A 25412-nucleotide genomic window follows, 5' to 3' on the forward strand; every position below is an offset into this window, starting at 1 on the left:
ACCTCCTGAAAAGGAGTTGCGCAGAGCGTAACTGCGCACCGCGATCCAACCGTTTCTAGCGGCTTTTGACCGGGCTTGACCCGGGGGTCTGTTGGCTGGCCGGGGCAAGCGCGGCCAATACGGTATGAGGGTCGGTTAGTCGTGGATCCTATCGACGATCTCAACCCAGTTCGGCTGCTTACCCATCGGATATTGCTTGACGCTCTTCAGCTCACCGCTGTTCTGGTCGATCGCATGGACGGTCAGGCTCGCTGAATCCATCCCCACGGCCAGCAAGAACTTTCCGCGCGGATCGATATTGAAGCCGCGCGGGGTCTTCTCGGTCGGCCATTTGCCGATCCCGGTCAGTGTGCCCCTCTCGGGATCGATCTTGTACCCATGCAGCATGCTGGTCGTGCGCACGGCGCCGTAGAGGAAGTTTCCGTTCGGCGTGATATGGATGTCGGATGCAAAGGCCGAATCTTTTTGGTTGTAATCGCCGGTGTCGACGAACGCCACCTCGGTAAGGGTACCCTTGTCCTCGTCGATCGAATAGGTGCCAATCGTCGCGGTCGTCTCGGTGATGAGATAACCCCATTTGCCGTTCGGGTGGATGATGAAATGGCGCGGGCCGGCGCCGGCCTTGGTGGCCACCGTGGGCGGATCGTTGGGCGTCATCATGCCGGTGCTGGCATCGAACTTGAACTGCATCACGTAATCGGCGCCGAGCACCGGCACATAGGCATGCTTGTTGCTGGCGTCGATGGAGACGCAATGGGCCTTCGGCTTGGTGTCGATGATCTGGGTCGCCTTGTCTTCAACGAGATAGCGCGCGTCGATCGGGTAGACTGCCACTTTGGCGCCGGCATAGGACGCGCCGAGCAGGTATTTGCCAGTCTTATCGACGTTGATGTAGGCCATCTGATCGACCAGCGCCGTCGCGTTGAGATGGGTGAGCTTCCCGTTGGTATGGTCGATGGAGAACGTCGACACCGGATACGGTTCGCTGCGCAGTTGCGCGTAAAGGAAACGCTCGTTTGGGGCCAGCGCCATCGGCAGGCTGACCAGCGACGTCTTCTCCGCGCCCGGCACCGGCGCCTTCTCGACCATGGTGAGCTCACCGGTGTCGCGGTTCATGCCGAGGACATAGATGTCCTTGGTGCCAGCGTTCGAGACGTAGACGAATGTTTCGGGGCCATCAGCAGTCGCTCCGATCAGGGGAAGGACGCCGAGCGCAGCGATCCCGCCGAGCCCGAGTCGCAATACGCGGCGTCGTCTCATGATGTCCTCCTACCGTTGCAATTCCGGTGGCACTAGGCCGACCTTCTCGTAGACCAGAGGATAGCGTTAGTGAGAATTGTCTGGCAGCGCGGGTCCTGCCAGACTGACGCCTCGTGGCCGAGCGCCGAATAGAATACTCGTCCCTCGCCGAAAAATCGTTTCCAGGCGAGCGGCCAACCATAGAAGCGTCGATGCACACCGGCCTTGCTGAGGTCCACTGAACCCTGGTCGAGGCGCAGGAGCACGCGTGATCCACGATAGTCGAAGTCGCTGATCTGGTAGATTTCATCGTTCAACTGCAACGAATTCCCGAGAAACGCCACCAGTGGATCTGCTGCATCAGCCACCTGGATAGTCACATTCTGATGCCAGGGATGACCATTGTAGCCGCCGATCAGATCGAGATAGTCTGGCCAAGTGTAGAATGTGTCCGTGGCCGAGTGAACGCCGAGGAAGCCACGGCCTGAGCGCACAAAGTTGAGAAGAGCCATCTTTTGGACGCCGCTCATCGGAATTTCACCGCTTGTGTAAAACATCACAGCGGCGTACCGCTCGAGGTTTCCGGTCGAAAATTCAGACACGTCTTCCGTTGCAATGACTTCAAAGGCACCGGAATTCCTTCCAAGCTGCGTCAGGATTGCCCCGGAAAGTGGTATGACGTTGTGCCGATAGCCGGCCGAGTATGTGAAATAGAGGACACGTTCTGGCGGGTGCTCTGCACGCGCACCGAGCGGTCGGATTGCCGCCGCGCTGCTGCCGAGTGCGATGAACTCGCGTCGCGTCACAATCCTCTCCCGATGCCTTACCGGCCAGAAAAGCTTAGCACATATCAGCGCGCCGCGCGTCCTGCGGTGCCGCTCTGTCCAACGCCACCGTTCAATTGATTGCCTCGGCTTGGCAATGTCGCTTATTGGCCCATCGCGTCAGATCGCGCCAACGCAGCACTACGGTCGCTTTCAGCGCGAAGCGGATATAAGCCGCTAGGCAAAGCTGCCTGAATCGGTCGAAAATGACCCAACTCTGACCTCCTGAGTTGACGCACGCCCATTGCCGCCGTGCCACGGGCCCGGCAGATGCCGCTTGCGGCAAACAGGGCTTTCCCGCGATTACCGCTCACAGGACAGCAACAAAGTGCTAGGCTCCTCCCCTGTCCCACCGGCGGGGCTAGTTTGGTCGTTCGGAGTGCGCTGTGACAGAGCAGCGGGTTCAAGGGCGACTAGCGGCGATCTTGGCGGCCGACGTGTTCGGCTACTCTGCGTTGATGCAACGCGCTGAGGAAGCCACCTACGCCGAGTTCGAGCGGCTGAAGCACGAAGTAATCGAGCCTAGCCTCTCCCGCCACGACGGGCGACTAATCAAGACCACAGGTGACGGCGCATTGGCCGAGTTCGCAAGTCCGTCGGCTGCGGAGCGATGCGCGGTGGAGGTACAGGAAAGCATCGCGTCAGGCCGAAGCTCCCTTAAGCTACGCATTGGCATCAATCTCGGGGAGCCGGTTGCATTTCTGCGAGCCGCGCTTTGCTCTCAAACAATGCTTTCAAGGAATTTGGGAGACGACATGGTCGAGGTGTATTCAAACGTTAGGCGTGATCTGCTCGTTGTGAAAAAGGATTTCCGGTGCCGGACATCGGCGTGGAAGGAAAATGGCGCAAGAGCAAGAAGCGGGTCATCAGGGTGAGCGAGGAGATCAGGCAGGTAAAGTGAACGCGTGTGCTGGCCGCAACGGCCACTGCTACCCCTCACCGCCTTCAATGGCAACGCGGAAAGGCCCGGCATCGCTGCCGGGCCTTTTCCCTCGAGCGCTGAACGGTTGGGCTCAGAAGTCCATGCCACCCATCCCGCCGCCCGGGGGCATACCGCCGGCACCAGCGCCGGTGTTCTTCTTCGGCACTTCGGCTACCATGGCTTCGGTGGTAATCAGAAGCGCCGCTACGGACGAGGCGTTCTGGATCGCGACGCGAACTACCTTGGTCGGGTCGATGATGCCCTTGGTGACGAGATTGCCGTACTCGCCGGTCTGGCTGTCGAAGCCGAACGAATATTGATCCTTCTCGAGGATCTTGCCGACGATGACGGAGCCATCCTCGCCGGCATTGATCGCGATCTGGCGAGCGGGAGACGACAGCGCCTTGCGCACGATCTCGACGCCGGTCTTCTGGTCGTCGTTCTTGGTCCGGATGCCCTTGAGATGCACGGAGGCACGGAGCAGGGCGACGCCGCCGCCCGGAACGATGCCTTCCTCGACGGCCGCACGGGTCGCATGCATCGCGTCATCCACGCGATCCTTGCGCTCCTTCACCTCGACCTCGGTCGCGCCGCCGACGCGGATCACCGCGACGCCGCCTGCGAGCTTGGCGAGACGCTCCTGCAGCTTCTCACGGTCGTAGTCCGAGGTGGTCTCCTCGATCTGCGCCTTGATCTGGGCAACGCGGGCGTCGATGTCGGCCTTCTTGCCGGCGCCGTTGACGATCGTGGTGTTCTCCTTGTCGATCATCACCCTCCTAGCGCGGCCGAGCATGTTGAGCGTCACGTTCTCGAGCTTGATGCCGAGGTCTTCCGAGATGGCCTGGCCGCCGGTCAGGATCGCGATGTCCTGCAGCATGGCCTTGCGGCGATCGCCGAAGCCCGGGGCCTTCACGGCCGCGACCTTCAGGCCGCCACGCAGGCGGTTGACGACGAGGGTAGCGAGTGCCTCGCCTTCGACGTCTTCAGCGACGATGACCAGCGGCTTTCCGCTCTGCACCACGGCCTCGAGCAGCGGCAGCAGCTCGTTCAGCGAGGAGAGCTTCTTCTCGTTGATCAGGATGTAGGCGTCTTCCATTTCAGCGCGCATCTTGTCGGCGTTGGTGACGAAATAGGGCGAGATGTAGCCGCGGTCGAACTGCATGCCCTCGACGACGTCGAGCTCGGTCTCGAGCGACTTGGCTTCCTCGACCGTGATCACGCCCTCATTGCCGACCTTCTTCATGGCGTCCGCAAGGAACTTCCCGACTTCGGCATCGCCGTTGGCCGAAATGGTGCCGACCTGGGCGATCTCCTCGTTCGAGGTAACCTTCTTCGAGTTCTTTTCCAGATCCGCAACAACGGCCTCGACCGCGAGATCGATACCGCGCTTCAGATCCATCGGGTTCATGCCGGCGGCAACCGATTTGGCGCCTTCACGCACGATCGCGGCGGCCAGCACGGTCGCGGTGGTGGTGCCGTCGCCGGCAACATCCGCCGCCTTCGACGCCACCTCCCGCACCATCTGCGCGCCCATGTTCTCGAACTTGTCCTCGAGTTCGATCTCCTTGGCGACGGCAACGCCGTCCTTGGTGATGCGGGGCGCGCCGAACGACTTGTCGAGGACGACGTTGCGGCCCTTCGGACCGAGAGTGACCTTCACCGCATTGGCGAGGATGTCGACACCGCGCAACATGCGGTCGCGGGCATCGACGCCTAATTTGACTTCTTTAGCTGACATATTTTTCCTCCCAGAATTGAAATTCGTCTCTCACCTTGCCGAGGCAGCGCAGGGGTGAGCGTCAGCGGCGGTCGGCGTCAGGCCGCCTTCTTGGAGCCGGCGACGTCGGTAACAACGCCCATGATGTCGCTCTCCTTCAAGATCAACAGCTCCTGGCCGTCGATCTTGACTTCAGTGCCCGACCACTTGCCGAACAGCACGCGGTCGCCGACCTGGATATCAATCGGAATCAGCTTGCCGCTCTCGTCGCGGCCACCCGGGCCAACGGCGATGACTTCGCCCTGGGAGGGCTTTTCCTTGGCAGTGTCGGGAATGATGATGCCGCCTGCGGTCTTCTGTCCGGCCTCGATGCGCTTGACCACGACGCGGTCGTGAAGCGGACGGAATTTCATGCGATCCTCCTTTGCTTCTTGTAGTGCTGGGCTGGCAGTCGCAATGAGCGAGTGCTCGCCGCTCCTCACATAGGCCAGTGACACTTGGGCGCAAGGGCTTCAACCCATGTCGCCTGTTCGCCGTTCAAAGACGTGTGGGTCCGGCAGAATGACCGCTTTGCGCCAACAGCTGCCCTCCCCGCCAAGTCCCAATTGAGACATTCGCTGCGCGTCAGTGACGTTCGGGTATTCGGGCGCCGCTCATGCTCTGCGCGGCCAGGCAGTTGTTTGAGACTTGGTTCACGCCGCCGCCGATCCTCGAAACGTTCTTTCCGCGCGTCCTGTCCGAATGAAATTGCGAAGCACATCGCAAAACTCGTCCGTAGCCGAGAACATCGGGTTGTGTCCCCTGCCGTCGAAGAGATAGAGCTGCGCGCCGACAATGCGAGACGCGATGAATACGCTGGCATCGCATGTGACGAGCCGGTCTTCCCGGCCGTGGGTAACGAGGGTTGGGACGGCGATCGATTCGAGCAGCGGCGCGATGTCCATGCCTGGGTCCGGATCGTAGAAGCTAAGGATCGTCTCAATCGGCAACCTGCACATGCGCTCGGAGGCCATCCGCCGTAGCTCGTCGGTATCTGGCTCGCTGTAGACATACCGTGTTTGCAAGCGAACTAGTTCCTCAACGGCGCCCCGCGCATAGGCGTCCTGACGAAGCGCTGTGTAATCCGGGTTAAAAACCGGACGCCCGTTCGGCAGCGTTCCAATCATCGGCGTGCCCACCGTCACGATCTTTCCGACGAGTTCCGGGTGCCTATGAGTAAGCTGGATGAGCAGGTTTGAGCCGCGCGAGATGTCAACGCCGATGATTGGGGCGGCGGCGACCGCGTGGATGATCGCGCGGAGGTCCTCCATGTGTTGGAGGGTTGAGTAAGGACGCACGAGAGGGCCGGATCGTCCGGCACCCCGGCAGTCGACCGTGATGACACGGAATTCCTGGCAAAGCTGCTCGAGAATCGGCTCAAAGGTCGCAAGCCCGTATACGATCGGATTTATGAAAACGACGGTCGGCTCGCCGCTGCCGTGCTCGTAGAAGACGAGGCGTGCACCCTCCCGTACTGCGTACTTGGCACGATGAATGCACTTGCGCGCGCGGTCGCGGTCAGCGTCGGTCTCGCCAAGCGCCATGGCGCGCTCGTAGTAGGCGTTCGCTCCATCAAGGTCGTCGTCGACGCCGGCCAAGTCACCGAGCATCAGGAGGCACTCGTGCTCGATGCGCCGGGCGGGCGGCGCTGCATCCCCTCGAGGACGGGTCGTAAGCTGCAGGCACGTTTCAAGTTGGGATACAGCTTCTTTGACAGCATGCCGCGCCTTTGCCAGCCGACCGGCGGCCATCAGATAAATTGCCCCCTGGTCGGGCAGTGCGCCTTCAATAAAATGATGGGCGACGATCTCGGGCTGGCCCACCGCGATCTCTGGCCGCAACCGCTCGATCGCTTGTGCGACGCGCGCATGCAGCTGCTGACGGGACGATTTGAGCAAGGTGGCGTAGGCCGCGTCGCAGACAAGCGCGTGCTTGAAGCTGTACGTATGATGGGGCGGCGTCCCACGTCGTTGGATGAGTCCCGCCTGGCAGAGCTGACCAAGCGCCGCCGCCAGCTGCGCCTCGGGATATCCGGCGACCGCCCTGACGACGTCCTCATCGAACTCCCGACCGATGCAGGCGGCGATCTGTGCTACCTCGCGTGCCGGAGCCAGGCGGTCGAGACGCGCCATGAGCGAATCCTGCAGCGTCGCCGGAATGGCCGGCGGCGGAAGTGGTCCGGCGAGCTCGAGATCGCTGCCGCCAGCCGTTGTCTTCCAGATCGCCGATTCGATGACCGCTTTCGTCAATTCCTCGACGAACAGAGGCACACCCTCCGTACGGGAGAGAATGGCTTCGATCACGATTGGCGGAAGCGACCGTTCACCCGCCGCCATCTGGATGAGCGTTCGGGATGCTGGCCGCCCGAGGCGGTTGAGACTGAGTAATGTGACGTGCGGAAAATTCGTCCAAGACGTCGGCACGTCAGGCCGCAAGGTTGTGACGAGAAGGATTGGCAGAACCCGGATCCTGTCCACAATTCGCTCGAACAGCTCCGCCGACGTGGGATCGAGCCAATGCGCGTCCTCCAGGACGACGAGCATCGGCCGCTGCCGCGAAAGCCCCTCCATCTGTGCCAAGAGTATGCCAAAGAGCCGCGCCTTCTTCTCTTGCGGCGTCCCTCCTGGCGCCGCGTAGCCTCCACTGAGCGGCAGCCCCATCAGCTCGGCGAGCAACAGCGCCGCGTCTTCCCCGAACTCGCCGGCCGTGCCGAGAAGCCGCTCCAGCTTTTCGAGCTTTAATGAGGGTGCATCCTCTCGGAGATACCCGGCCGCCCTCTGGAGCTGGGTGACCACGGGCCAGAGCGCACTGTTGGCATGATGGGGCGAACAGTAATACCCGATGCGGAAGCGAGGTTCGTTTCGGAGACGCTCACGGAGTGCAAGGACGATCCGAGACTTGCCGATGCCGGCCTCGCCGGATAGCAGCACGACCTGACCCTCGCCGCTTTTGGCCATCTCCCAGCGGTCGAGGAGGAGAGCGAGTTCGTGTTCGCGTCCGATCAGCGGGCCAACATCGGCGCGTCGCAAGGCCTCGAACCGACCCTCGGCTGCCGCTTCGCCAAGAACGCGGAACGCCGGTAGCGGGGCTTCGATCCCTCGGATCTGCTGCAGGCCCAGATCGGTGAGTGTGAACCAGCTGCCAAGGAGGCGCCGTGTGCTTTCGGAGATCACCACAGCACCGGGTTCTGCGAGCTGCTCCAAACGCGCTGCGAAGTTGGGCGTGGCCCCAACAACTCCCTCTTCCTGGGCAGCCCCTTCCCCGATGAGGTCGCCAACGACGACCGGCCCGGTTGCGATCCCGACACGCGTGGAAAGGGCGACACCCGCTCGTTTGTCTAGCCTCCCTACGGCTTCCACGATTGCAAGCCCGGCGCGCACGGCACGTTCGGCCTCGTCCTCATGTGCCTGCGGCCAGCCGAAATAGACGAGTACGCCGTCGCCCATAAGCTTGGCGATGTATCCCTCGAAGCGCGCCACCGCTGCTGCAACCGCCTGGTGGTAGGCCGCAAGGATCTCTCTCATGTCCTCGGGGTCTAGACGCACCGAGAGGGCAGTCGACCCGACAAGGTCGGCGAACATCACTGTCAGATGACGGCGCTCGGCGCGCTCCATTTTCCTCGACGGCGGCGAGGAACTGACTTCCGCCACCGGCAGCCCGCGATCGTCCTCCACCGCTCCGTCACGCGGCTGGGATAAGGCGGCGATCGCCGAGAGGAGCCTCTTGCGATGTCCCAGTGACGTGACGCCGAGCTCACGCAAATCCTCTGCCGTCAAGCTGAGCAGCGTCTCCGTGTCCACGTCGTTCTCACGAAATGCGCTTTCGTACTGGTCTAACCCCAGGCGTCGCAGCCAGTCCGCCAGCTCCATATCGACCTCCCAGAGAGCGCCGATCCTTAGCCGGAGGAGTCTAGCGCCGCCTACGACCGTACACAATCGTGATCCCCCGCTTGCCGGCAAGGAACGGCCGCGGTCTGCACCGCCCGGAGTGCCAGCGCAATCCCAGTCATCGTCCTGCCCAACCTATTGTGACCCCGCCGGAGAGCCGAGCGTAACGTCAGCCTTTGGCCCTGCAGAGACGTGCGGGTCCGGCAGAATGACCGCTTTGCGCCAAGGGCTGCCCTCCCCGCCAAGTCGGTGCTTGGCCCTTCCGAGACATGCGGCACCGGCATAACGTTCGGTTTGGGCCAAGAGTTACCTTCCTTGAACTGAGGGTTCGCCTGCGTCCTGCCTTCCTTTCTCATCCGAGACCGCCAGCCTGGAGCTCTGGGCCCCCCATGCCGACCATGGTCGGGAGCCCGGACCTGCTCGGCTTCTTTCCCCAGGACAGCTCGTTGGGGCAACTCGCAACAGCCATGCGTAGCAGTCGCAGACCTGCAGAAGCGAGCAGCCAGCTGGGCTGCATGGCTTTATTGAGCGACGGAGAGCATTTTCTCCCGATGCACTAGCAAAAAAGACCGAAGCAAATCGCAGACAGCGAGCCTCTCAACGATCGCTTGGTGCTGGTTCTCGGGTGCCCGAGATCCATGCCAAGCCCCATGCCGCGCCAGAACGGACGGGTCAAGGCCGCGAAGCGCTCGTAGGGCTTGGCCTTGAAGCGACCGGTCTGGTGTGGCTGCATAAGAGAATTGTTATCAGTCCCGGAATGGCTGAACGGTCAAACGCTGGAGCAACGCGGAGGCCAGAGAAAACGCACCCGGTCGCGTGTCAGGTGATAGCGGTGCCGCAGGCAGACGCGCGAACGAGTGCAGCCCCGAGACCGGTCAATAACGGCACCCGGCGCGCGCATTAGTGATAGCGATGCCGCAGGCAAATGCGTGACCGAGTGCCTCCGGCGAGGGGTTCATCGTGTCCTGGCGTAAGGCATTGCGATCCGAAGGGCGCAGCCAGCACAGAATCTCCAGCGGAGATCCAAGCGGGCTCCGGGCAATTGCATGTTTCCGCTTTTCGGACTGCGTTCTGGGTGTCACCATGCTCGTGAAAGGACGGGAGAGCCACCATGCGCAGGTGTGTCTCGGTCGGGGCGGTGCTTGTTGCGGGGGCGATCGTGGGAGGTGACGTTGCGGGCATTGCCGCGCCGACCCCGAACTCTCGATTCGCCGACACCAACCGCAGTGTACAGCCCGTCAATGTCGAGCTCGTTATCGCAGTCGACGTCTCCTATTCGATGGATATGGACGAACTCGCCATTCAGCGCGAGGGCTATGCACAGGCCATCATGTCGAAAGACTTCCTTCAGGCGCTGAGGGCCGTTCCGGGCAGCAAGGTGGCCGTGACCTATTTCGAGTGGTCGATGTCGGGCGACGAAAAGATCATCATTCCCTGGCGCGTGATCGACGGCCCGGAATCGGCGGATGCCGTGGCCGCCGAGATCATGAAAGCGCCGGTTCGTCGCGGCTCGAGTACCTCGATTTCCGGCGCGATTGATTTTGCGGTGCAGCTGTTCGAAGAGAACCCCTATCGCGGGTTGCGGCGCGTCATCGATATTTCCGGCGATGGGCCGAACAACGACGGAGCCCCCGTAACCGGCGCCCGCGACGCTGCCCTGGAGAAGGGCATCATTATCAACGGCCTCCCGATCATGGTGAAGGAGCCATCCCTCTCGACGACCGATATCGAGAATCTCGATCTCTATTACGAGGACTGCGTGATCGGGGGGCCGGGCGCCTTCATCATGACGATCAAAGATCGCGAAAAATTTCAGGAAGCGATCCGGACCAAGCTTGTTCGCGAAGTTGCGGGCCTCACGCAAGAGAGCGGGATCGTGCCAGCCGCGGAGAAAGAGCCCCGGGTGCCCTGTCTGATCGGCGAAAAACGATCGCAGGAGCGCGGCCGGCGGTGAGTGTCGAGGCAATCATTCAGAGGCGCCGGACGAACAAACTTTAGACAGCAGCATATTATGGTCGCCGCCCCACGCGCCGGGCATTGGAGGTGCTAATGTCCGTTCGCGGTCCACACCGACGAATTCCCGCGCTCGTCCAAATCGCGGCTGTTAAGGGTCGCCCGGGAAGGGTCGACGTACGGTCAAAACGGCGCGACTGGCGAAAAGGTTTTGGAAACTGTGCCCCAGCAGGCCGTCATCAGCGTATATTGGGGCACGAGGAGGTGCGATATGGCGACACCAGCTACCCAACTCGTTCTTGATACGCCGGCGGCGGGGTTCCGGCTTCCGGCCACCGACGACAAGACCTACGCACTGGACGACGTTGCGGGGAAAAAAGGCACGGTCGTCGTCTTCATCTGCAACCATTGTCCCTACGTTAAGGCGGTGATCGACCGCATGGTTGCGGACGCCCGCGTGCTGATGTCGGAGAGCGTAGGCTTTGCGGCGATTTGCTCGAACGATGCGGCGAGCTATCCTGAAGATTCATTTGAGAATATGAAGCGTTTCGCGAAGGCTCATGAATTCCCGTTTCCATATCTCCACGACGAGACCCAGACAGTCGCTCGGGCGTATGGGGCGGTCTGTACGCCGGACTTCTTCGGTTACAATGCCGACCGCAAGCTCAAGTATCGCGGCCGGCTCGACGAAGGGCGCACAACCCCGCCTCGCGCCGGGGCGCCCCGAGAGCTTGTCGAGGCCATGCGCGCGATTGCGACCACCGGTCTGGCGCCGGCTGACCAAAAGTCGTCCATTGGCTGTTCGATCAAATGGAAGGACGAATGAAGCCGATCGCTGTCAACGGGTTTCGTATCCGAGACCGCCGCGTGCGGCAGCATTTGCTGCACATGTGCGATTTGACTGGCGGCATCACGAGGGCGCTGCGGCTGCTGCCGGCGTCGCTTCGCCCCCTTCTCCAGGTCTGCTTCCGGGGCAACACGGACATCAACCGGTGAGATACCCGGTTAAGCCCGTCGACCATGACCCACAGCGGACGTTTCAGTGAACAGATTTACCAGGCTGGACGTACCGAACCGTTTTGCGAAGCCGCAGCAGATCGGAGCTCTGCCATCGCCTCTCAGGCAATAGTCGCGCGGTGTTGCAGCCAAACTTCCGATTATACGATCGTGCAGCGTTATTCACGGGTGCGAATCTCATGTTGGCTTTGCAGGCCCGACGCCCTAGAATCGTGGCGATCGCAGGACGAGCGAAATGCAGTATGTTTGCGACGCGCCGAAGGGTAAGACCTGGTTCCGTATCGAGACGGAAGGTGAAGCGGCGCATGAGTCGCGCCTGATGAACCACAACGTCGAGAAATATTTCCGCAACGAGCGGGAGAAGGCACTCCAGTCCTGGCGTCCGGAGCGGCCCAACGCGATCGAGCGCGACATCGGCCTCGAGGCCCATGTACGACGAGAGATGCCGGTTTTCCTCACGTTGCGCGACAGGGAGGGCAATGCACTGGCTACAGCGATGCTGCCACCGGGTGGCAAGGATCGCGGCAGGTTCCGGATCATCATCGTTGCCGCATCCAATGCCGATCCTTATCCTGAGCAGGAAGCGGCCATCGCTGCGCTGGGAGCGCATTTCGGTCTCACACTCGATCGTCACCGCTGCTTCCCTTATGGCCGCTAAGAAGCCTGACAAGTATCGCGCGGGATTGGAGCGACGTCGGCTCATGGCCCCGTTTGGGACATGCCAAGCGGCCCGGGAGCTGTCCGCGCGCGAGCGTCTGCAGGAGCGCGCCGGCCTGACCTTCCGCGCGCGTTAAGAACGCCCAGAATTGCAGCAGCTTGCAGGATTACGTGGATCGTAACCCACGAAAGCGCGGACTGGCGTCCGCCGGTTTGCTCGCTGGCGACGTGATCGCGTTTTGGCTGATGTCGAACAGACCGCCGGGCAGTGCTAACATGGAGGGCTAATCGCTCGGCATTTTGATAACGATCTGCACAGCGACCGGAAGATTCTATCGGCCTCAGTCGCAAGCCGTTAGCCTTCAAGGGCAACTAGACGTTGTCAATGTTCACCTGAAACACGGGGGTTGAGAATGAAGACGATCTTGGTCCCGATCCAAAACATTGCGACCATGGCATCCACACTCGAGGCCGCCGCACGTCTCGCGCAACGTACCGGCGCCTACATCGAAGGCTTTCCGCTCCGGTTCGGTATCCCTCAATACTTAGTCGCAGAATTGGCTACTGGCATCCCTTTGGATTCCTACTATGCGAAGAGCCAGGAAGAGTTAGCCGAAATGCACCGTTTGTTCGAAGCGTTCATGCTAACGCACGATATTCCTCCAGCCACTGCCGGCTCGAGCCGACCATGCTTCGGCTGGCTGGAAACCGCGCCTGAGGGTGAAGACTTTGTTGGAAGTTATGGGCGTGCTTTCGACGTCATTGTAATGCCGCGGTCGGACGTTGATGCTGCCGGCCCGAACCGGCGCGCCATTGAATCCGCACTGTTTGAGAGCGGTAGACCCGTTCTACTGGCGCCACCAGACGCGCCAGGAAGCATCGCGACAAACATTGTGATCCACTGGAACGGTAGTACCGAGCAGGCTCGGGTCAACGCTTTTGCCATGCCGCTGCTTCGTCTGGCAGAACGGGTAACGGTGCTGACCGTGATTGGCGGACAAGACGTACCAGGCCCATCTGCCGATCAGATAGTCCGACAATTGCGGTACAACGACATTGCCGCCAAGCTAGTGAGCATAGAACTGGAAGACCGCGACACAGGTGAGGCGGTTCTTGATGCCGCCAGAGTACAAGGCTGCGATCTGTTGATAAAAGGAGCCTTTACCCGCAACAGGCTGCGGCAAATGATATTCGGTGGCGCAACCAGTTACATCATGGAGCACGCGGATTTACCCGTCCTAATGGCGCATTAGAACTGCGCGTACAATTCGCTCCGCCTCCGACGCAGTGCGGCGCGAGCAAGCATAGAATTGCTTTCTATCGCAGCTTGCCCAACGCAGGAGTGCGCCTTCCTCGCGCCCTGTCAGCCCGCGGCAATTCCTTGGGGCCTTTGGCTTTATCTCTGACCGATAAGAGATCCATCCCTGACTAGGTCCGGTTTGCGCCACAAGACCCTAGTCCAGTGATGGCTCGATATGCTTTGATGCGAGGAGCCGGAAACGCGTAGGTGGCCTCATGTACATGGTCATTCGAAAGTACACCAAGGTTCGTTCGGTCGCGGATGCTGCTCGCCGCGCGAAAAGTGGCATCGGTCAGATCTTAAGGGAATCGCACGGCTTCAGATCTTATTATGTATTGGACGGGGGCGAAGGCGTCGGCGTCGCTGTGATGATATTCGACGACCGAGAAAGCGCCATCGCGGCGAACGATAGAGTACTGGCATTTGTTCAAGCAAGCTTGCATGACCTTGATCTTGGAGACCCCGAAATTCTCGCCGGGGAGGTTCTGGTGGATATAGAGGCGGATGCGTCATCATTCGTGAAGGCTCATCCAGCGCGTGAACGCTAGGTCGTCACACAGGAAGGTGCTTAGAGGACTGCACCTGCGATGTCGGCCGTTGGCCGTTGCTGACGTAGCGCTCCAAACATATGTCCGCTTTGCGCCAGGAGCGGTCCTCCTCCCGATTCGCAGAATGGCCCTTCGCGACATATTGCAGCGCCGCGCGGCTTTGGTCGCTAAGGGCGTATAGCGGAAGTCCGATGGATGCGTAGGAACGGCGGTGCCGGTTGCGTTTGGTTCATCAGATCTGAGTTCCACCATCGCCTCTCAGGCAATAGTCGCGCGGTGTTGCAGCCGAACTCCCGATTATACGATCGTGCAGCGTTATACGGGAGCGAAACTCATATTGGCTTTACAGGCCCGTCGCCCTAAAATTGCGGCGATCGCAGGACGGGCGAAATGCAGTATGTTCGCGACGCGCCGAACGGAAAGACCCGGTTCCGTATCGAGACGGAAGGTGAAGCGGCGCACGAGTCACGCCTGATGAGCCACACAGTCGAGAAATATTTCCGCCGCGAGCGGGAGAAGGCAGTCCAGTCCTGGCGTCCGGAGCGGCCCAATGCGATCGAGCGCAACATCGGCCTCGAGGCCCATGTGCAGCGAGAGATGCCGCTTTTCCTCACGTTGCGCGACAGGGAGGGCAATGCACTGACTACAGCGATGTTGCCACCGGGTGGAAATGATCGCGACGGGTTCCGGATGATTATCGTTGCCGCATCCAATGCCGATCCTTATCCCCAGCAAGGCGCGGCCATCGCTGCGCTGGGAGCGCATTTCGGTCTCACACTCAATCGCGACCGCTGCTTCCCCTACGGCCGCTAGGGAGCCTGACAAGTATCGCTACTTGATTGGAGCGATGTCGGCTCATGGGCTCATCACGTCATTTCGTCGCCGCGCAGTAGTGGGGCGCTTTCGGGGAAAAAGCAGACATCAAACGGCAGGCAGGATCGGTTGGGTCGGTCGCGAATGACCCAAAGCAGTCTGTTGCTAGAAATCAACTGGATTGAATGCTCCACCAAGAGGGCGGCAATGCCGGGGCAGCCGGGACATCGTCAGAGTGCGATTGTTTCCTCGACTACATGTTTCAGCGGCGTCCCCTCAGCGGACAGGGTCATCCGCAGTTTGAGCTTGCCACCTTTCACCGCCCCGCTACGCACCAGGTTCTCAATTTCACGCTGCGATGTAACTCCGACATGCTTCAGAAATTTACGGATAGCCATATTGAAGCGGTCTTCATCGAACTCGGCGATCATGGCTGTTCTCCCTAGTCGGGCAGGCGAAGTCTAACATGAGGCGAGCAAAAACCAAACATCGAGACCCAACTCGCGTCGCCGCCGACCTCCTCGTCAACCTGATTGCCTACAACGCCGGCCCGGAGCTGAAGACTACACCTGAGGCTGCAAGGTCGGCCGTTTGAGGTGGACCGGACACGGCTGGCGCTGTCCCCGACCGCCGCTTGTGACCCTGGCTGTGTGAAAACGCTGGGCTGCTGTTATGATTCTCCTGTGATTCTTTGGGGGAATCGATGAGGCGCTTCGTTGAAGAGGCGGATCGTGGACAGCGGTCGCTGTTGCCCGAATGCCTCGATGACTTCATTGACGAGAGCAACCCTGTTCGCGTGATCGACGTATTTGTCGATGCGCTCGGTTTGGCTGAGATGGGCTTTGAGGGTGTGGAGCCGGCGGCCACCGGTCGGCCGTCGTACCATCCCTCGGTGCTCCTGAAGCTTTACATTTACGGTTATCTGAACCGGGTACAGTCGAGCCGGCGGCTGGAACGAGAGGCCGGGCGCAACGTCGAGGTGATGTGGCTGCTGGGTCGGCTCGCTCCCGATCACAAGACGATTGCGGACTTCCGCAAGGACAACGGCCTGGCGCTGCGCAGGGTATGTGCGCGCTTCGTCGAACTCTGCCGAGAGATGGGTCTGCTGGCGACGGCGAGCGTCGCCATCGATGGCAGCAAGTTCAAGGCCGTGAACAACCGGGACAGGAACTTCACGCGCGCGAAGATGGAGCGACGGCGTGCTCAGTTGGAGGAGAGCGTCGCGCGCTATCTGAGCCAACTTGACACGGCCGACCGCCAGGAGCCGACCGAGGCCCTGGCCACGAAGGTGACGAGGCTTACCGAGAAGCTGACGAAACTGAAGGAGGAAATGGGCAAGCTTGCCGTCTACGAGAAGCAGATGCTTGCGTCACCCGACCAGCAAATCTCCCTGACCGACCCCGACAGCCGCTCGATGGCGACGAGCGGGCGCGGCTCTGGTGTTGTCGGCTACAACGTACAGGTCGCCGTAGACACCGAACACCATCTGATTGTGACGCACGAGGTGACGAACAGCGGCTCGGATCGGGCACAACTTGCCAATATGGCCAAGCGGGCGAAGGCTGTTCTGAAGACTGAGACGCTCGAAGCTGTAGCCGATCGCGGCTACTTCAACAGCCCAGAGATCCTTGCGTGCCACGAAGCGGGCATCACGGTAACTCTGCCCAAACCGCTAACGTCCGGCGCTAAGGCAGACGGACGCTTCGGTAAACAGGACTTTGCCTATTTGCCAGAGGAGGACGTCTATCGCTGCCCGGCCGGGGAGCGGCTATCATATCGCTATACGAATGAAGAAGACAGCAAGGTGCTGCGGCGCTACTGGACCACGGCCTGTCAAAGCTGTTCGCTCAAGACCCAATGCACGCCTGGGTCAGAACGGCGGATTACGCGATGGGAGCATGAGCATCTGCTCGAGGCTGTGCAGCAGCGCCTTGATGCAAGCCCGCACGCCATGCGTCAGCGCCGCGAAACTGTCGAGCATCCGTTCGGCACCATGAAGGCCCGCATGGGAGCGACACACTTCCTCACCAAAACGCTTCCGAAAGTGGCGGCCGAAATGGCGCTCTCCGTCCTGGCCTACAATCTGACACGGGTCATGAACATCGTCGGGATCAAGCCGCTGATGGCTGCGATCGCGGCATGACACCAATCCAGTCCCGACTGCCTCGGGACTGGCGTTTTTACACGACCAAGACCCGATGCGGACGACAGAATTCCCCGTTTTCATTTACTGCATGCTAGCTTCGAGTGTCGAAGTCCAACAACTAGGGGCTGACATGAAGTCTGGATTTATAGTCGCTACGGCAGTGTTCCTACTTGTATCCGGCGCTGCGAGCGCCGCGGAAATCAAAGTGCTCGCCTCGGGCGCGACAAAGGAAATCATCAATGAAATACTTCCCGCTTTCGAGAAAGATTCTGGTCACAAAGTTGCAATCACATTTGCAGGCACCGCCAATATTAAAAGGCACATAGCGGCTGGAGAAACGTACGATCTAGTTATCGTCGGGGCACCGGTAATTGATGCGTTCGCACAGCAAGGCAAAATAGCGTCCGGCACTCGGACGGATTTGATGAAATCAGGTGTTGGTGTCGCAGTGCGGGCAGGCGCATCGAAACCAGATATCGGATCGAGCGAAGCGCTGAAAAAGACGCTGCTCGCAGCCAAGTCCATCGGCTATTCAAGCGGACCAAGCGGGGATCATGTGCTCAACTTGGTTGAGCGTATGGGTATCGCCGATCAGGTTAAGTCAAAAATGAAACAGGTCCCCTCTGGCAGCCGGATCAGCACGATGATCGAAAGTGGTGAAGCGGAAATCGGTTTTCAGCAGATCAGTGAACTGATCCACGAAAAAGGCATCGACTATCTTGGTCCGCTGCCCTCAGAGCTTCAGAAGATTACGGTGTTTTCAGCCGGCCTCCACACTGGCGCAAAAGAACCGGAGGCCGCGAAGGCTCTGGTCAAGGCACTGACAGCTCCGAACGCCGCAACTGTCATCAAGGCATACGGCATGGAGCCTGGCTGAAGCTTTCGACTAGACTGTACAGGTTGATGCCTTCCGACCGAACGTCCGCCTATGGCCCAACTCGGACCTCCGATGATGTCCGCCGTTGCGCCGCTGTCAGAGGCACAGCGGACATCGCGAGCGCCTTGTGGTGTTGAGAACGGCTCCCGGCGGGTGGGCCGCGTCAGGAATGCCCACCCGCCGAGCCGCGCCGCCAGACCATGCCGTGCAGCGGCGCATCGGAAAGCGTTATGGGCCGACGCGGTGGACAATGCCGGCTTGACCCTCGTCCTCGCGAGGGACAGCGGGGGCCGCCGAAACCAGCTTGACGCCGAGCACAGCCGCCGGCGCAAGGTCGGCTCGAGGTATGATCGCCGCGCCATCGTGCATCGTCCGCCAGGTCAATTCCGCCTCTAACCGCTGCGCTGCCAGCCGACTGGCAGATAGCTCGGCCATTTTGCGCTGCCTCTCCTCGTCAGACAACGCGGCGCTATGGTCGCTGACTTCGTCGATCTCGACGGCAAGCCGTGAAATCAGCGCGTCCTTGTTCATCCTGCGCCTGACGACATGCCGCTGAACGCTGTTGCCACCGCAAGTCCCGCCCGGACAGCTTGCTCTGCCGCATCTTCGCTTGCGCGCGGCCAGCCGAAATAGGCCTGCACTCCGTCTCCCAGAAACTTCGCGACGTGGCCCTCCAGTCGCGCAATCTCTCCCGCCACCGTGTTCGAGTAGGCCCGCATCACCTCGCGCAGCTCCTCGGGATCTAGACGGCGGCTGAGGTCGGTCAAGCCGACGAGGTCGACGAACATGAGCGTGAGCTGTCGGCGCTCCACCGACGCGACGGGCCGCGCCCGCCGCCAGGTCCGCTGGTAGCAGGCCGATTGCATCGAAAAGCTTCCGCCGGTGGCCGACGGCCTGGACTCCAATCTCCTTGAGATCTTCAACCGTCAGGTGGGGCAGGATCTCAAGGTCAATTCCGTTGTCGCGGAACGTCTGCTCATAGGATTGCAGACGCAGGCTGCGCAGCCATTCTCCGATGTCCAACTTCGTCTCCGTAGTCCCCTCGATTGCGGATCCCCTCCTCTTCTTGTCAGGCGGCCGGTCGCTGTGCGGCGGACGGCCTGATGTTCTGGTTTAGCCGGAACAGGTTGCCGGGATCGTACTTGGCCTTCAGCGCGGCAAGACGAGCGTAGTTCGGGCCGTAGGCGCCGACTACGCGATCGGTCTCGTCCTCCGGCATGAAATTGACGTAGACGCCGCCGGTTGCGTGAGGCGCGGTCTCAGTAAAGAGCCTGCGCGCCCAGGCGATCGAACGTTGCTCATCCGCCGGATCGCGCCATCGCGTGTGAACGTTCATGACAAACTTCGCATCGCGGTGGGGGAACGCCGTGGCGTCGACGGCCTTACGACCGGTGGCGCCACCAAGCTGACCCATGAAAATCTCGCACTCCCCGGTCGGCAGGCTTGTCGTATGGCTCACCAGCGTGTCGAGAAGACCGTCGTTGAGCTCAACGAAATTGTGCGACTTCCAGTAATTACAGGCGCCGGGCGTGAGCAGTGGGTCAAACGCGGTCTGCCAAGCCGCGAAGGGCTGCATGCCGATCACGTCAGCGATCGGCTCTCCGAGCGCGCGCAGCGGCTCTAATGCATGCTTGCCCTCGTTCTCATCTCCCGCATAGCAGACGGCGAACGCGACGATCTTCTTGCCGTGAACCTCGGCGGGCAAGAACGGCAGCGGCGGCGCCTGCCTGAGCACCACCCACACCGTCAGTTCGTCGGGCGCCTTGGCGGCGACGTCGCGATAGCCCGCGAGCAGCTCCTTCGCCCGCGCAAAGGGGTGGACGATGAGTCCGGCCAGAACCATCGGACCAACAGGATGCAGGCGGAACTCGAACGAACTCACCACCCCGAAATTGGCTCCGCCTCCGCGCAGCGCCCAGAACAGGTCGGTATTCTCGGCGATGCTTGCCCGGACGAGCTCGCCTTCGGCCGTCACCACGTCGGCCAAGATCAGGTTGTCGGCGGCAAGCCCGAACTTGCGGCTAAGCCACCCGAAGCCGCCGCCCAGCGTCAATCCCGCAACGCCGGTCGTCGAGTTGATCCCGAGCGGGGTGGCGAGGCCGAAAGCTTGCGCCTCCTTGTCGAAGTCGCCAAGCGTTGCCCCCGGGTCCACGCGCGCGGTGCGGTGAAATGGATCAACCCGGACGGAGCGCATCAGCGAAAGATCAATCAAGAGCCCGCCGTCACAAACGGCATTGCCCGCAATGTTATGGCCGCCGCCGCGCACGGCGACCAAGAGGCCGTGCTCACGCGCAAGCCGTACGGCACGAATGATGTCTGCGGCCCCTCTGCAGCGCACGACCGCGCCTGGGCGGCGATCTATCATCGCATTCCAGATCGTGCGTGCTTCATCGTAGCCCGGCTCCTCGGCCAGACAAACGTTGCCTCGCAAGGTTTGGCGAAAGGCGGCAATTGCATCGCTTTCAAGCGTAGTCGCCCCGCCCTGCAGCGAGGCCAACCGGATCTCCGTCATGGCATCTCCTCCGTGACTAGTGGTCAGTATTGCAGCAGTCCGCTTCATGCTCTTGGACAGATCGGCAAAGGGGCGACCACCGCCCACGGCTCTTGCAACCTTGACGGCGCAGGATCGCCCGTTGCATGCCGCTCGAATTGCGAACGACAGATTTCCGCCTGGAGGTTAGTCCTCCGGCAAACGAATGGTTCTGCGACAGAATGTCTCGCGGATGAGGAGCGCCTACAACCCCGCGCAGGTACCGGCAAACGAAACCCAGAAAATCCGGTCCGCAGAGGGAACTTCGGGGTATCGGAACGGATGGTATCCGCTCTGGCCCCGATCGCTGAAGTCAATTCGCCGGCCGATGTCCGCTTTGCGCGCCAGCAGCTACCACTTCTCGCAAGTCAGCTCATGGCCTTCTGAGACATGCGGGGCCGGCTGAACGTCCGGTTTGTGCCAAGAGCTGCCTTCCTTCGACTGTGAGGCTTGGGCCTACCCGGCTCCGACCTTTCTGCACGCTGCAATGCGCCACAATAGTCACCTGGCAGAAGCAGGATGAAAGTCTGACCGCGATTCAGGATAAGTGGATGGTCACAACTTTGGAGAGTGCCCGGCTATGAAAGGAAGCGGAGAACTGCCCCACCCAAACCTACGCCAAACCACGCGGTAGCAGCCGTTCCCACTACTCCCCACTCTATCATTTCGATCGACGTTTCGCCGTTGCAAGGACAAATCTTGGAGGTCTGACGGACAAATCCCGACGGTATACCCGCCGCAATTTTTCGGTCTTGAATTCACAGGAAAATTTGCACGGGCCGGAGGAGTGGCTACTTCGGCAACTATCGGAGTCGATCGACAAAGCGAGGCGTTTGTTGGGCATACGCAGTGTCCCTCCGCACCGACTTTCTACTCCACGGATACCGACCTATTGGATTGCGTCCCCCCCCGCCCATAGCAGCGCTAATGGACCCAACAGAATCCCGGCTGCGAGAACGGTGAACACCAGCAGCCAACCGCGCGCACTCTGCGGTCCGCCCGCAGCGTCGAGCGCGACGCCCGTCCCCCAAGCACCGACGGCTGAGAGCCCGAAGCCGACGGTGGAGTGCAGAGCCAGCGTCGCACCACGATGCTCGGAGACGGCCGCAGCGGACATGCCGGCCGTTAACGCGCCGGAATCCGCCGGTACTGTCAGGCCATAAATCAGCAGCAGCAACGCGAGCACCCACGCAGGCGCGGTCGCGTTGAGACCGATGATGATCGCAATGCACGCTGATGCAATCATCACAATCGTGATGGCGCGATGTCGTCCGAATTTTAATGCGGTCTCGTTGCCGAGGATGCTGGCCGGCATCGAGATCACCGCGAAGCAGAAGCTCATTAGCACGGGCGTCAACCACGAGGGTGCGCTTTGATGAGCGACGACGAAGGTCCAGAATCCGACCAGCCAGGTACGAATGCCGTACAGCTCGAAGCAGTGGGCTCCATAACCGAAGATGTAACCGAGAGCCTCGCGGTTTGAGAAAGCGGGCCCGAAATTCAACAGCCGCCCTGCCTTCGGAGCGGGCCGACGCCCCTCGATCAGAAGACATGCGATCACCATCGCGATGGGACCGATGCCCGTGCTGTAGAAAGCGACCCGCCAACCCCAGCGATTTGCCTATTGGCCTGCGGATAAGACGCGGGCCATTATCGACGCCAGCATCGGGACTGCGCTCGCCACGACGGCCGCTGAGGCTCCAGATCGCATCGCGCTGATCGAGGTCGTGCCGGCATCTGTGCCTTCGCCGGCGGGCGCCGCACAAACCGATCGGCGCTGGACGTACGCTCAGTTGCAGGACGACGCGAGCCGCTGCGCGAGCTGGCCGGTGGGGAAGTTCAACACGGGCGACCGCATCTGCGTCTGGGCACCGAACGTGCCCGAGTGGGTTGTGTTGCAGTACGGCGCCGCGCTCGCTGGCGTGATCCTTGTGACAGCCAATCCGGCATTCAAGCCGAGCGAGCTGGAGTTCGTCCTGCGTCAGTCCAAGGCCTCCGCCCTCTTCCATCTGTCGAGCTTCCGCGGCGTCGACACCGGTGCCGTCGCCCGCGAAATGGAGAAGATCGGCCTCAAGTGCTACTCCTTCGAAGGGTGGCTCGAGGAGATCCGGAGCGCGCCGGCTACGAACCGAGATCGACCCGGGACATGCTGCGCAGATCCAGTACACGTCTGGAACCACAGGCCGTCCCAAGGGCGCCCTGCTCCATCACCGCGGCCTGGTGACGAACGCGAGCTACATTGCGGCCAAGGCCGGACTGGAAAACGGCGTCTTGCTCAGCCCGATGCCGCTCTTTCACACGGCGGGATCTGTGATGAGCGTTCTCGGATGCATGACATCGCGCGCGACACTAATTCTACCGCTGTTCTTCGATCCGCCTACGGTCCTGCAGGCTATCGAAGCGAGAAAAGCCGAGATCATGTTCGGCGTTCCGACGATGTTGCTCGCGCTGATCGACGCTATGAAGACCGCACCGCGCGACCTTTCGTCGTTGCGCGTCGCGCTGTCCGGAGGCGCTCCGGTCTCCCCGGAGATACATCGGCGGGTGAAGGAAGCGCTTGGTCTTCCCGTCCTTACGGTCTTCGGCCAGACTGAACTCAGCCCGATTGTCGCCCAGACAAGCGTCGACGACCCCGAGACGGAGCTTGTCCACACCGTCGGAAAGCCGCTCTGGAATGTCGAGGTGCGGATCGCTGATCCGATCGATCTACGGGTGCGGCCGATCGGCAGCGAGGGCGAGATTCAGGTCCGCGGCTATCAGACGATGATTGGCTATTTCGAAGCGCCCGAGGACACGCGCCAGGCCATCGCGACGGACGGGTGGCTGCGCACAGGTGACCTTGGGACGCTTGATGAGCGCGGGTACCTGCGCGTCACCGGCCGGCTGAAGGACATGATCATCCGCGGCGGAGAGAACATCTATCCGGTCGAGGTCGAAGCCTGCCTTCTGCGGCATCCCGACGTCGCCGATGTCGCAGTGTTCGGGGCTCCGGACGAAAAGTGGGGAGAGGTCGTAGCGGCCGCCGTCCGCCTGTCACCGAACGCGTACGGATGCGCGGAGAAGCTGATCGAGCACTGCCGCGGGGCGATGGCGCACCACAAATCGCCGACGCTCTGGTTCGCCTGTACCGAGTTTCCGCTGACTGCGTCCGGCAAGGTCCAGAAATTCAGGCTGCGAGAGGCGTTGGCCGCCGGCACGCTCGACAAACTGGATTAGCGAACGACCTTCAGCGGAAGCGCCACGCCCAGTATGCGTCGCCCCGATCCCGCCGCTCAGTGACGTCGATCCTCATGAAGCGGTCGTGCGCCAGCGCGGCGCCGACCCAGAGTTCGTTCCAGGCATCGAACACCGACGGCGAGAGGTTCTCTCGTTCCGACATCAGACGCCACGACGTCTGACGGACGGTGAAGGCGTTTCCGTCCTGGCTCAGTTCGGCGTCGTCGCCCTGCCCGCGCGCGATCCGCGCGAACGCGTTCGCGAAGCCGGCAGCGCCCGGCTCGACGCCGCCGAGGTGCGTCACGACTTCGTCGAAAGTATGCATACCGATCAGCCTGGCCGCTGCGCCAGCTAGATGCCCGCCCTCGTCCGGACCGAGAGTAACGACGGCCTCCGGGACGATCGAAGTAATGTACTCCATCGAGTAGTTGCGTAGCACCTTGAGCAGCCGTTCTTCGGGCCAGGTATTTTCGGGAAGTTTGGGCGCACGCTCCGGATCGAAGGCCGGGCAACGCTCTCCCGGCGAGAACTGCAGCCGCTCCTCGGGAGCCAGGTCGTGATCCCACTCCTTGTAGTAACCCTCCAACCCGGGCTGCCCATCGACGGTCTGGCCGGTGCAGACGAAACCCAGTCGCGGATTGCCGAGAACGACGCCGTTGTTGGCGTGCCATCCCCGTAGCATGGCGCGCGATACGTCGGAAGGGATCCCGCAGATCGCCGTACCCGACCAGATCCATCGCGGCGGCGGGTACCGGACCCACGCCTTTTTGTCGCTTTCGTAGACGTATTCGACCTACACGCCGCCGACCTGATTGGACAGGTAGTGATACTGTGCGCAGGCCAATGCGTTCGGCAAACCGTCAAGTCCGAGTTTCTTCAGACCGGGAAGGAAGCGGGCCAGTTGTTGACGGCGGAAGGTACGGAAAACGATTTCTGCCGCGCGCTGCGGCCCCGCTTGCGACGACACCTTGAGAATGAGGCCAGTCAGGTAGGAGTGATAAATCAAGTCTATGGCGCGATACGCTGCGACATCAGCGGCTGTTTCGTGGCTCTTTGTCTTCACTTCTTCGCCTCCAGGCCAGCCGTGACGAAATCGGCGATCGATTGAGCCAGCTTCTTCTTGTTTGCCTGCGTCTCGCCGTCGCGAGGTTGATACCAACGCGACGTCCAGTTCAACGCTCCGAGCAGCGGCTTGGCCGCGAGCTTCGCATCGACGCTGCGGAAATCTCCGGACGCCACGCCTTCCTTGATGACGCGAATGTAGAGATTCTCGTTGGCTTCTCGCAGCGCGGCCACTTCCGCGAGTTCCGCTCGTTCGCTTTCGTTGGTGCGCTCGAGCAGATGCATTTCCAGTCCCTGGGCGATCACGCGGAGGTACGGAAGGTGATCGATAACTAGCAGCGTGTGCGCGAAAGCCATGCCGTGCAGCCGCTCTCGCGGGGCGACCTGCAATTCGAAGGGCGGGCGGATTGCCGCGTTGGTCAACTCCATCCCACGGCGATGGACCGCAAAGAACAGCTCGGATTTGCTCCGGTAGTAGTAATAGATAGCGCCCTTGGTCGAGCCGATCTCGTCGCTCACCCGGTCAAGCGAAGTCGCGGCAAATCCCTGCCTCATGAACGCGCGCGCGGCCGCGTCCAGAAGTTCGACGCGTCGGTCGCCTAGCGGTTCCCCTACCTCGACCTTGCCGATCTTGCTCAATGATCTGCTCTCCCCTGAACGAGGTT

At 61.4% G+C, this 25412-nt stretch carries 23 protein-coding genes and 3 pseudogenes; 12 read left to right on the forward strand and 14 right to left on the reverse strand.

The window, feature by feature from the left end:
• Positions 1-135: 135 nt before the first annotated feature.
• Both ACVIYL_RS35635 and ACVIYL_RS35640 read right to left on the reverse strand, forming a co-directional pair.
• The gene (locus ACVIYL_RS35635) at positions 136-1260 is read right to left on the reverse strand and encodes a lactonase family protein (RefSeq protein WP_456780758.1); all 1125 of its coding nucleotides are present in this window, start codon (positions 1258-1260) and stop codon (positions 136-138) included.
• A gap of 32 nt (positions 1261-1292) precedes the next feature.
• Positions 1293-2045: a ThuA domain-containing protein gene (locus ACVIYL_RS35640; RefSeq protein ID WP_456780759.1), complete on the reverse strand. Its 753-nt coding sequence runs from the start codon at positions 2043-2045 to the stop codon at positions 1293-1295.
• Between the two features lie 404 nt (positions 2046-2449).
• Here ACVIYL_RS35640 and ACVIYL_RS35645 point away from each other — a divergent pair, with 404 nt between their 5' ends.
• A complete protein-coding gene (locus tag ACVIYL_RS35645; protein WP_456780760.1) occupies positions 2450-2938 on the forward strand; it encodes an adenylate/guanylate cyclase domain-containing protein in 489 nt (162 codons plus the stop codon).
• Between the two features lie 138 nt (positions 2939-3076).
• Here the strand turns inward: ACVIYL_RS35645 and groL are convergent, their stop codons facing one another.
• From groL to ACVIYL_RS35660, 3 genes are all read right to left on the reverse strand, one after another.
• Complete coding sequence (groL, locus tag ACVIYL_RS35650; protein ID WP_456780761.1) at positions 3077-4723, reverse strand: chaperonin GroEL; 1647 nt, start codon at positions 4721-4723, stop codon at positions 3077-3079.
• Between the two features lie 77 nt (positions 4724-4800).
• On the reverse strand, positions 4801-5115 hold the full coding sequence (locus ACVIYL_RS35655) for a co-chaperone GroES (protein WP_456780762.1): 315 nt from the start codon (positions 5113-5115) through the stop codon (positions 4801-4803).
• 279 nt (positions 5116-5394) lie between these two features.
• The gene (locus ACVIYL_RS35660; RefSeq protein WP_456780763.1) at positions 5395-8610 is read right to left on the reverse strand and encodes an alpha/beta fold hydrolase; all 3216 of its coding nucleotides are present in this window, start codon (positions 8608-8610) and stop codon (positions 5395-5397) included.
• 1129 nt (positions 8611-9739) lie between these two features.
• On the opposite strand from ACVIYL_RS35660, the gene ACVIYL_RS35665 reads away from it, so the two are divergent.
• The 7 genes from ACVIYL_RS35665 (at position 9740) to ACVIYL_RS35695 (ending at position 14916) form a co-directional block, all read left to right on the forward strand.
• Positions 9740-10582, forward strand: coding sequence for a DUF1194 domain-containing protein (locus tag ACVIYL_RS35665; RefSeq protein WP_253609022.1), 843 nt, complete (start codon positions 9740-9742; stop codon positions 10580-10582).
• 270 nt (positions 10583-10852) lie between these two features.
• Positions 10853-11407, forward strand: a complete 555-nt coding sequence (locus ACVIYL_RS35670; protein WP_253609023.1) for a thioredoxin family protein — start codon at positions 10853-10855, stop codon at positions 11405-11407.
• Positions 11404-11577 carry a hypothetical protein gene (locus ACVIYL_RS35675; RefSeq protein ID WP_253609024.1) on the forward strand — a complete coding sequence of 58 codons (174 nt, stop codon included), beginning with the start codon at positions 11404-11406 and terminating at the stop codon, positions 11575-11577. The genes ACVIYL_RS35670 and ACVIYL_RS35675 overlap by 4 nt, the downstream gene beginning before the upstream one ends.
• Before the next feature lie 256 nt (positions 11578-11833).
• On the forward strand, positions 11834-12256 hold the full coding sequence (locus tag ACVIYL_RS35680) for a hypothetical protein (protein WP_253609025.1): 423 nt from the start codon (positions 11834-11836) through the stop codon (positions 12254-12256).
• A 412-nt stretch (positions 12257-12668) separates the two neighbouring features.
• Entirely contained in the window at positions 12669-13508 is an 840-nt protein-coding gene (locus ACVIYL_RS35685) for a universal stress protein (RefSeq protein WP_456780764.1), read from the forward strand.
• A gap of 262 nt (positions 13509-13770) precedes the next feature.
• Positions 13771-14103, forward strand: a complete 333-nt coding sequence (locus ACVIYL_RS35690; protein WP_253609027.1) for a hypothetical protein — start codon at positions 13771-13773, stop codon at positions 14101-14103.
• A 390-nt stretch (positions 14104-14493) separates the two neighbouring features.
• On the forward strand, positions 14494-14916 hold the full coding sequence (locus ACVIYL_RS35695; RefSeq protein WP_456780765.1) for a hypothetical protein: 423 nt from the start codon (positions 14494-14496) through the stop codon (positions 14914-14916).
• A gap of 230 nt (positions 14917-15146) precedes the next feature.
• Here ACVIYL_RS35695 and ACVIYL_RS35700 read toward each other — a convergent pair whose 3' ends face one another.
• Complete coding sequence (locus ACVIYL_RS35700; protein WP_456780766.1) at positions 15147-15347, reverse strand: DUF6494 family protein; 201 nt, start codon at positions 15345-15347, stop codon at positions 15147-15149.
• A gap of 272 nt (positions 15348-15619) precedes the next feature.
• On the opposite strand from ACVIYL_RS35700, the gene ACVIYL_RS35705 reads away from it, so the two are divergent.
• On the forward strand, positions 15620-17059 hold the full coding sequence (locus tag ACVIYL_RS35705; protein ID WP_253607763.1) for an IS1182 family transposase: 1440 nt from the start codon (positions 15620-15622) through the stop codon (positions 17057-17059).
• Positions 17060-17192: 133 nt separating this feature from the next.
• Positions 17193-17939 carry a molybdate ABC transporter substrate-binding protein gene (locus ACVIYL_RS35710; protein ID WP_456780767.1) on the forward strand — a complete coding sequence of 249 codons (747 nt, stop codon included), beginning with the start codon at positions 17193-17195 and terminating at the stop codon, positions 17937-17939.
• A gap of 228 nt (positions 17940-18167) precedes the next feature.
• Here the strand turns inward: ACVIYL_RS35710 and ACVIYL_RS35715 are convergent, their stop codons facing one another.
• The 5 genes and pseudogenes from ACVIYL_RS35715 to ACVIYL_RS35735 all read right to left on the reverse strand — a co-directional run.
• Positions 18168-18470: a hypothetical protein gene (locus ACVIYL_RS35715; RefSeq protein ID WP_253610088.1), complete on the reverse strand. Its 303-nt coding sequence runs from the start codon at positions 18468-18470 to the stop codon at positions 18168-18170.
• Positions 18467-18805: an adenylate/guanylate cyclase domain-containing protein gene (locus ACVIYL_RS35720; protein ID WP_253609030.1), complete on the reverse strand. Its 339-nt coding sequence runs from the start codon at positions 18803-18805 to the stop codon at positions 18467-18469. Before ACVIYL_RS35720 ends, ACVIYL_RS35715 begins: the two co-directional genes overlap by 4 nt.
• A 46-nt stretch (positions 18806-18851) precedes the next feature.
• Positions 18852-18962, reverse strand: a pseudogene (locus tag ACVIYL_RS35725) (SAM domain-containing protein); the annotation flags it as partial.
• A gap of 46 nt (positions 18963-19008) precedes the next feature.
• Positions 19009-20451: an FAD-binding oxidoreductase gene (locus tag ACVIYL_RS35730; RefSeq protein ID WP_253609031.1), complete on the reverse strand. Its 1443-nt coding sequence runs from the start codon at positions 20449-20451 to the stop codon at positions 19009-19011.
• 907 nt (positions 20452-21358) lie between these two features.
• Positions 21359-22090: pseudogene (locus ACVIYL_RS35735) on the reverse strand (MFS transporter); the annotation flags it as partial.
• Positions 22091-22208: 118 nt separating this feature from the next.
• Between ACVIYL_RS35735 and ACVIYL_RS35740 the strand changes: the two are divergent.
• Both ACVIYL_RS35740 and ACVIYL_RS35745 read left to right on the forward strand, forming a co-directional pair.
• Positions 22209-22442: pseudogene (locus ACVIYL_RS35740) on the forward strand (AMP-binding protein); the annotation flags it as partial.
• 64 nt (positions 22443-22506) lie between these two features.
• The gene (locus ACVIYL_RS35745) at positions 22507-23685 is read left to right on the forward strand and encodes a class I adenylate-forming enzyme family protein (protein WP_456780768.1); all 1179 of its coding nucleotides are present in this window, start codon (positions 22507-22509) and stop codon (positions 23683-23685) included.
• A 10-nt stretch (positions 23686-23695) separates the two neighbouring features.
• On the opposite strand, the gene ACVIYL_RS35750 is transcribed toward ACVIYL_RS35745, so the two are convergent.
• From ACVIYL_RS35750 to ACVIYL_RS35760, 3 genes are all read right to left on the reverse strand, one after another.
• Positions 23696-24367, reverse strand: coding sequence for a hypothetical protein (locus tag ACVIYL_RS35750; protein WP_456780769.1), 672 nt, complete (start codon positions 24365-24367; stop codon positions 23696-23698).
• Positions 24368-24478: 111 nt separating this feature from the next.
• On the reverse strand, positions 24479-24748 hold the full coding sequence (locus ACVIYL_RS35755; RefSeq protein WP_456780770.1) for a hypothetical protein: 270 nt from the start codon (positions 24746-24748) through the stop codon (positions 24479-24481).
• Entirely contained in the window at positions 24745-25386 is a 642-nt protein-coding gene (locus ACVIYL_RS35760; RefSeq protein WP_253609033.1) for a TetR/AcrR family transcriptional regulator, read from the reverse strand. The genes ACVIYL_RS35755 and ACVIYL_RS35760 overlap by 4 nt, the downstream gene beginning before the upstream one ends.
• Between the last annotated feature and the right edge of the window lie 26 nt (positions 25387-25412).

The sequence above is a fragment of the Bradyrhizobium sp. USDA 3315 genome (assembly GCF_054056795.1).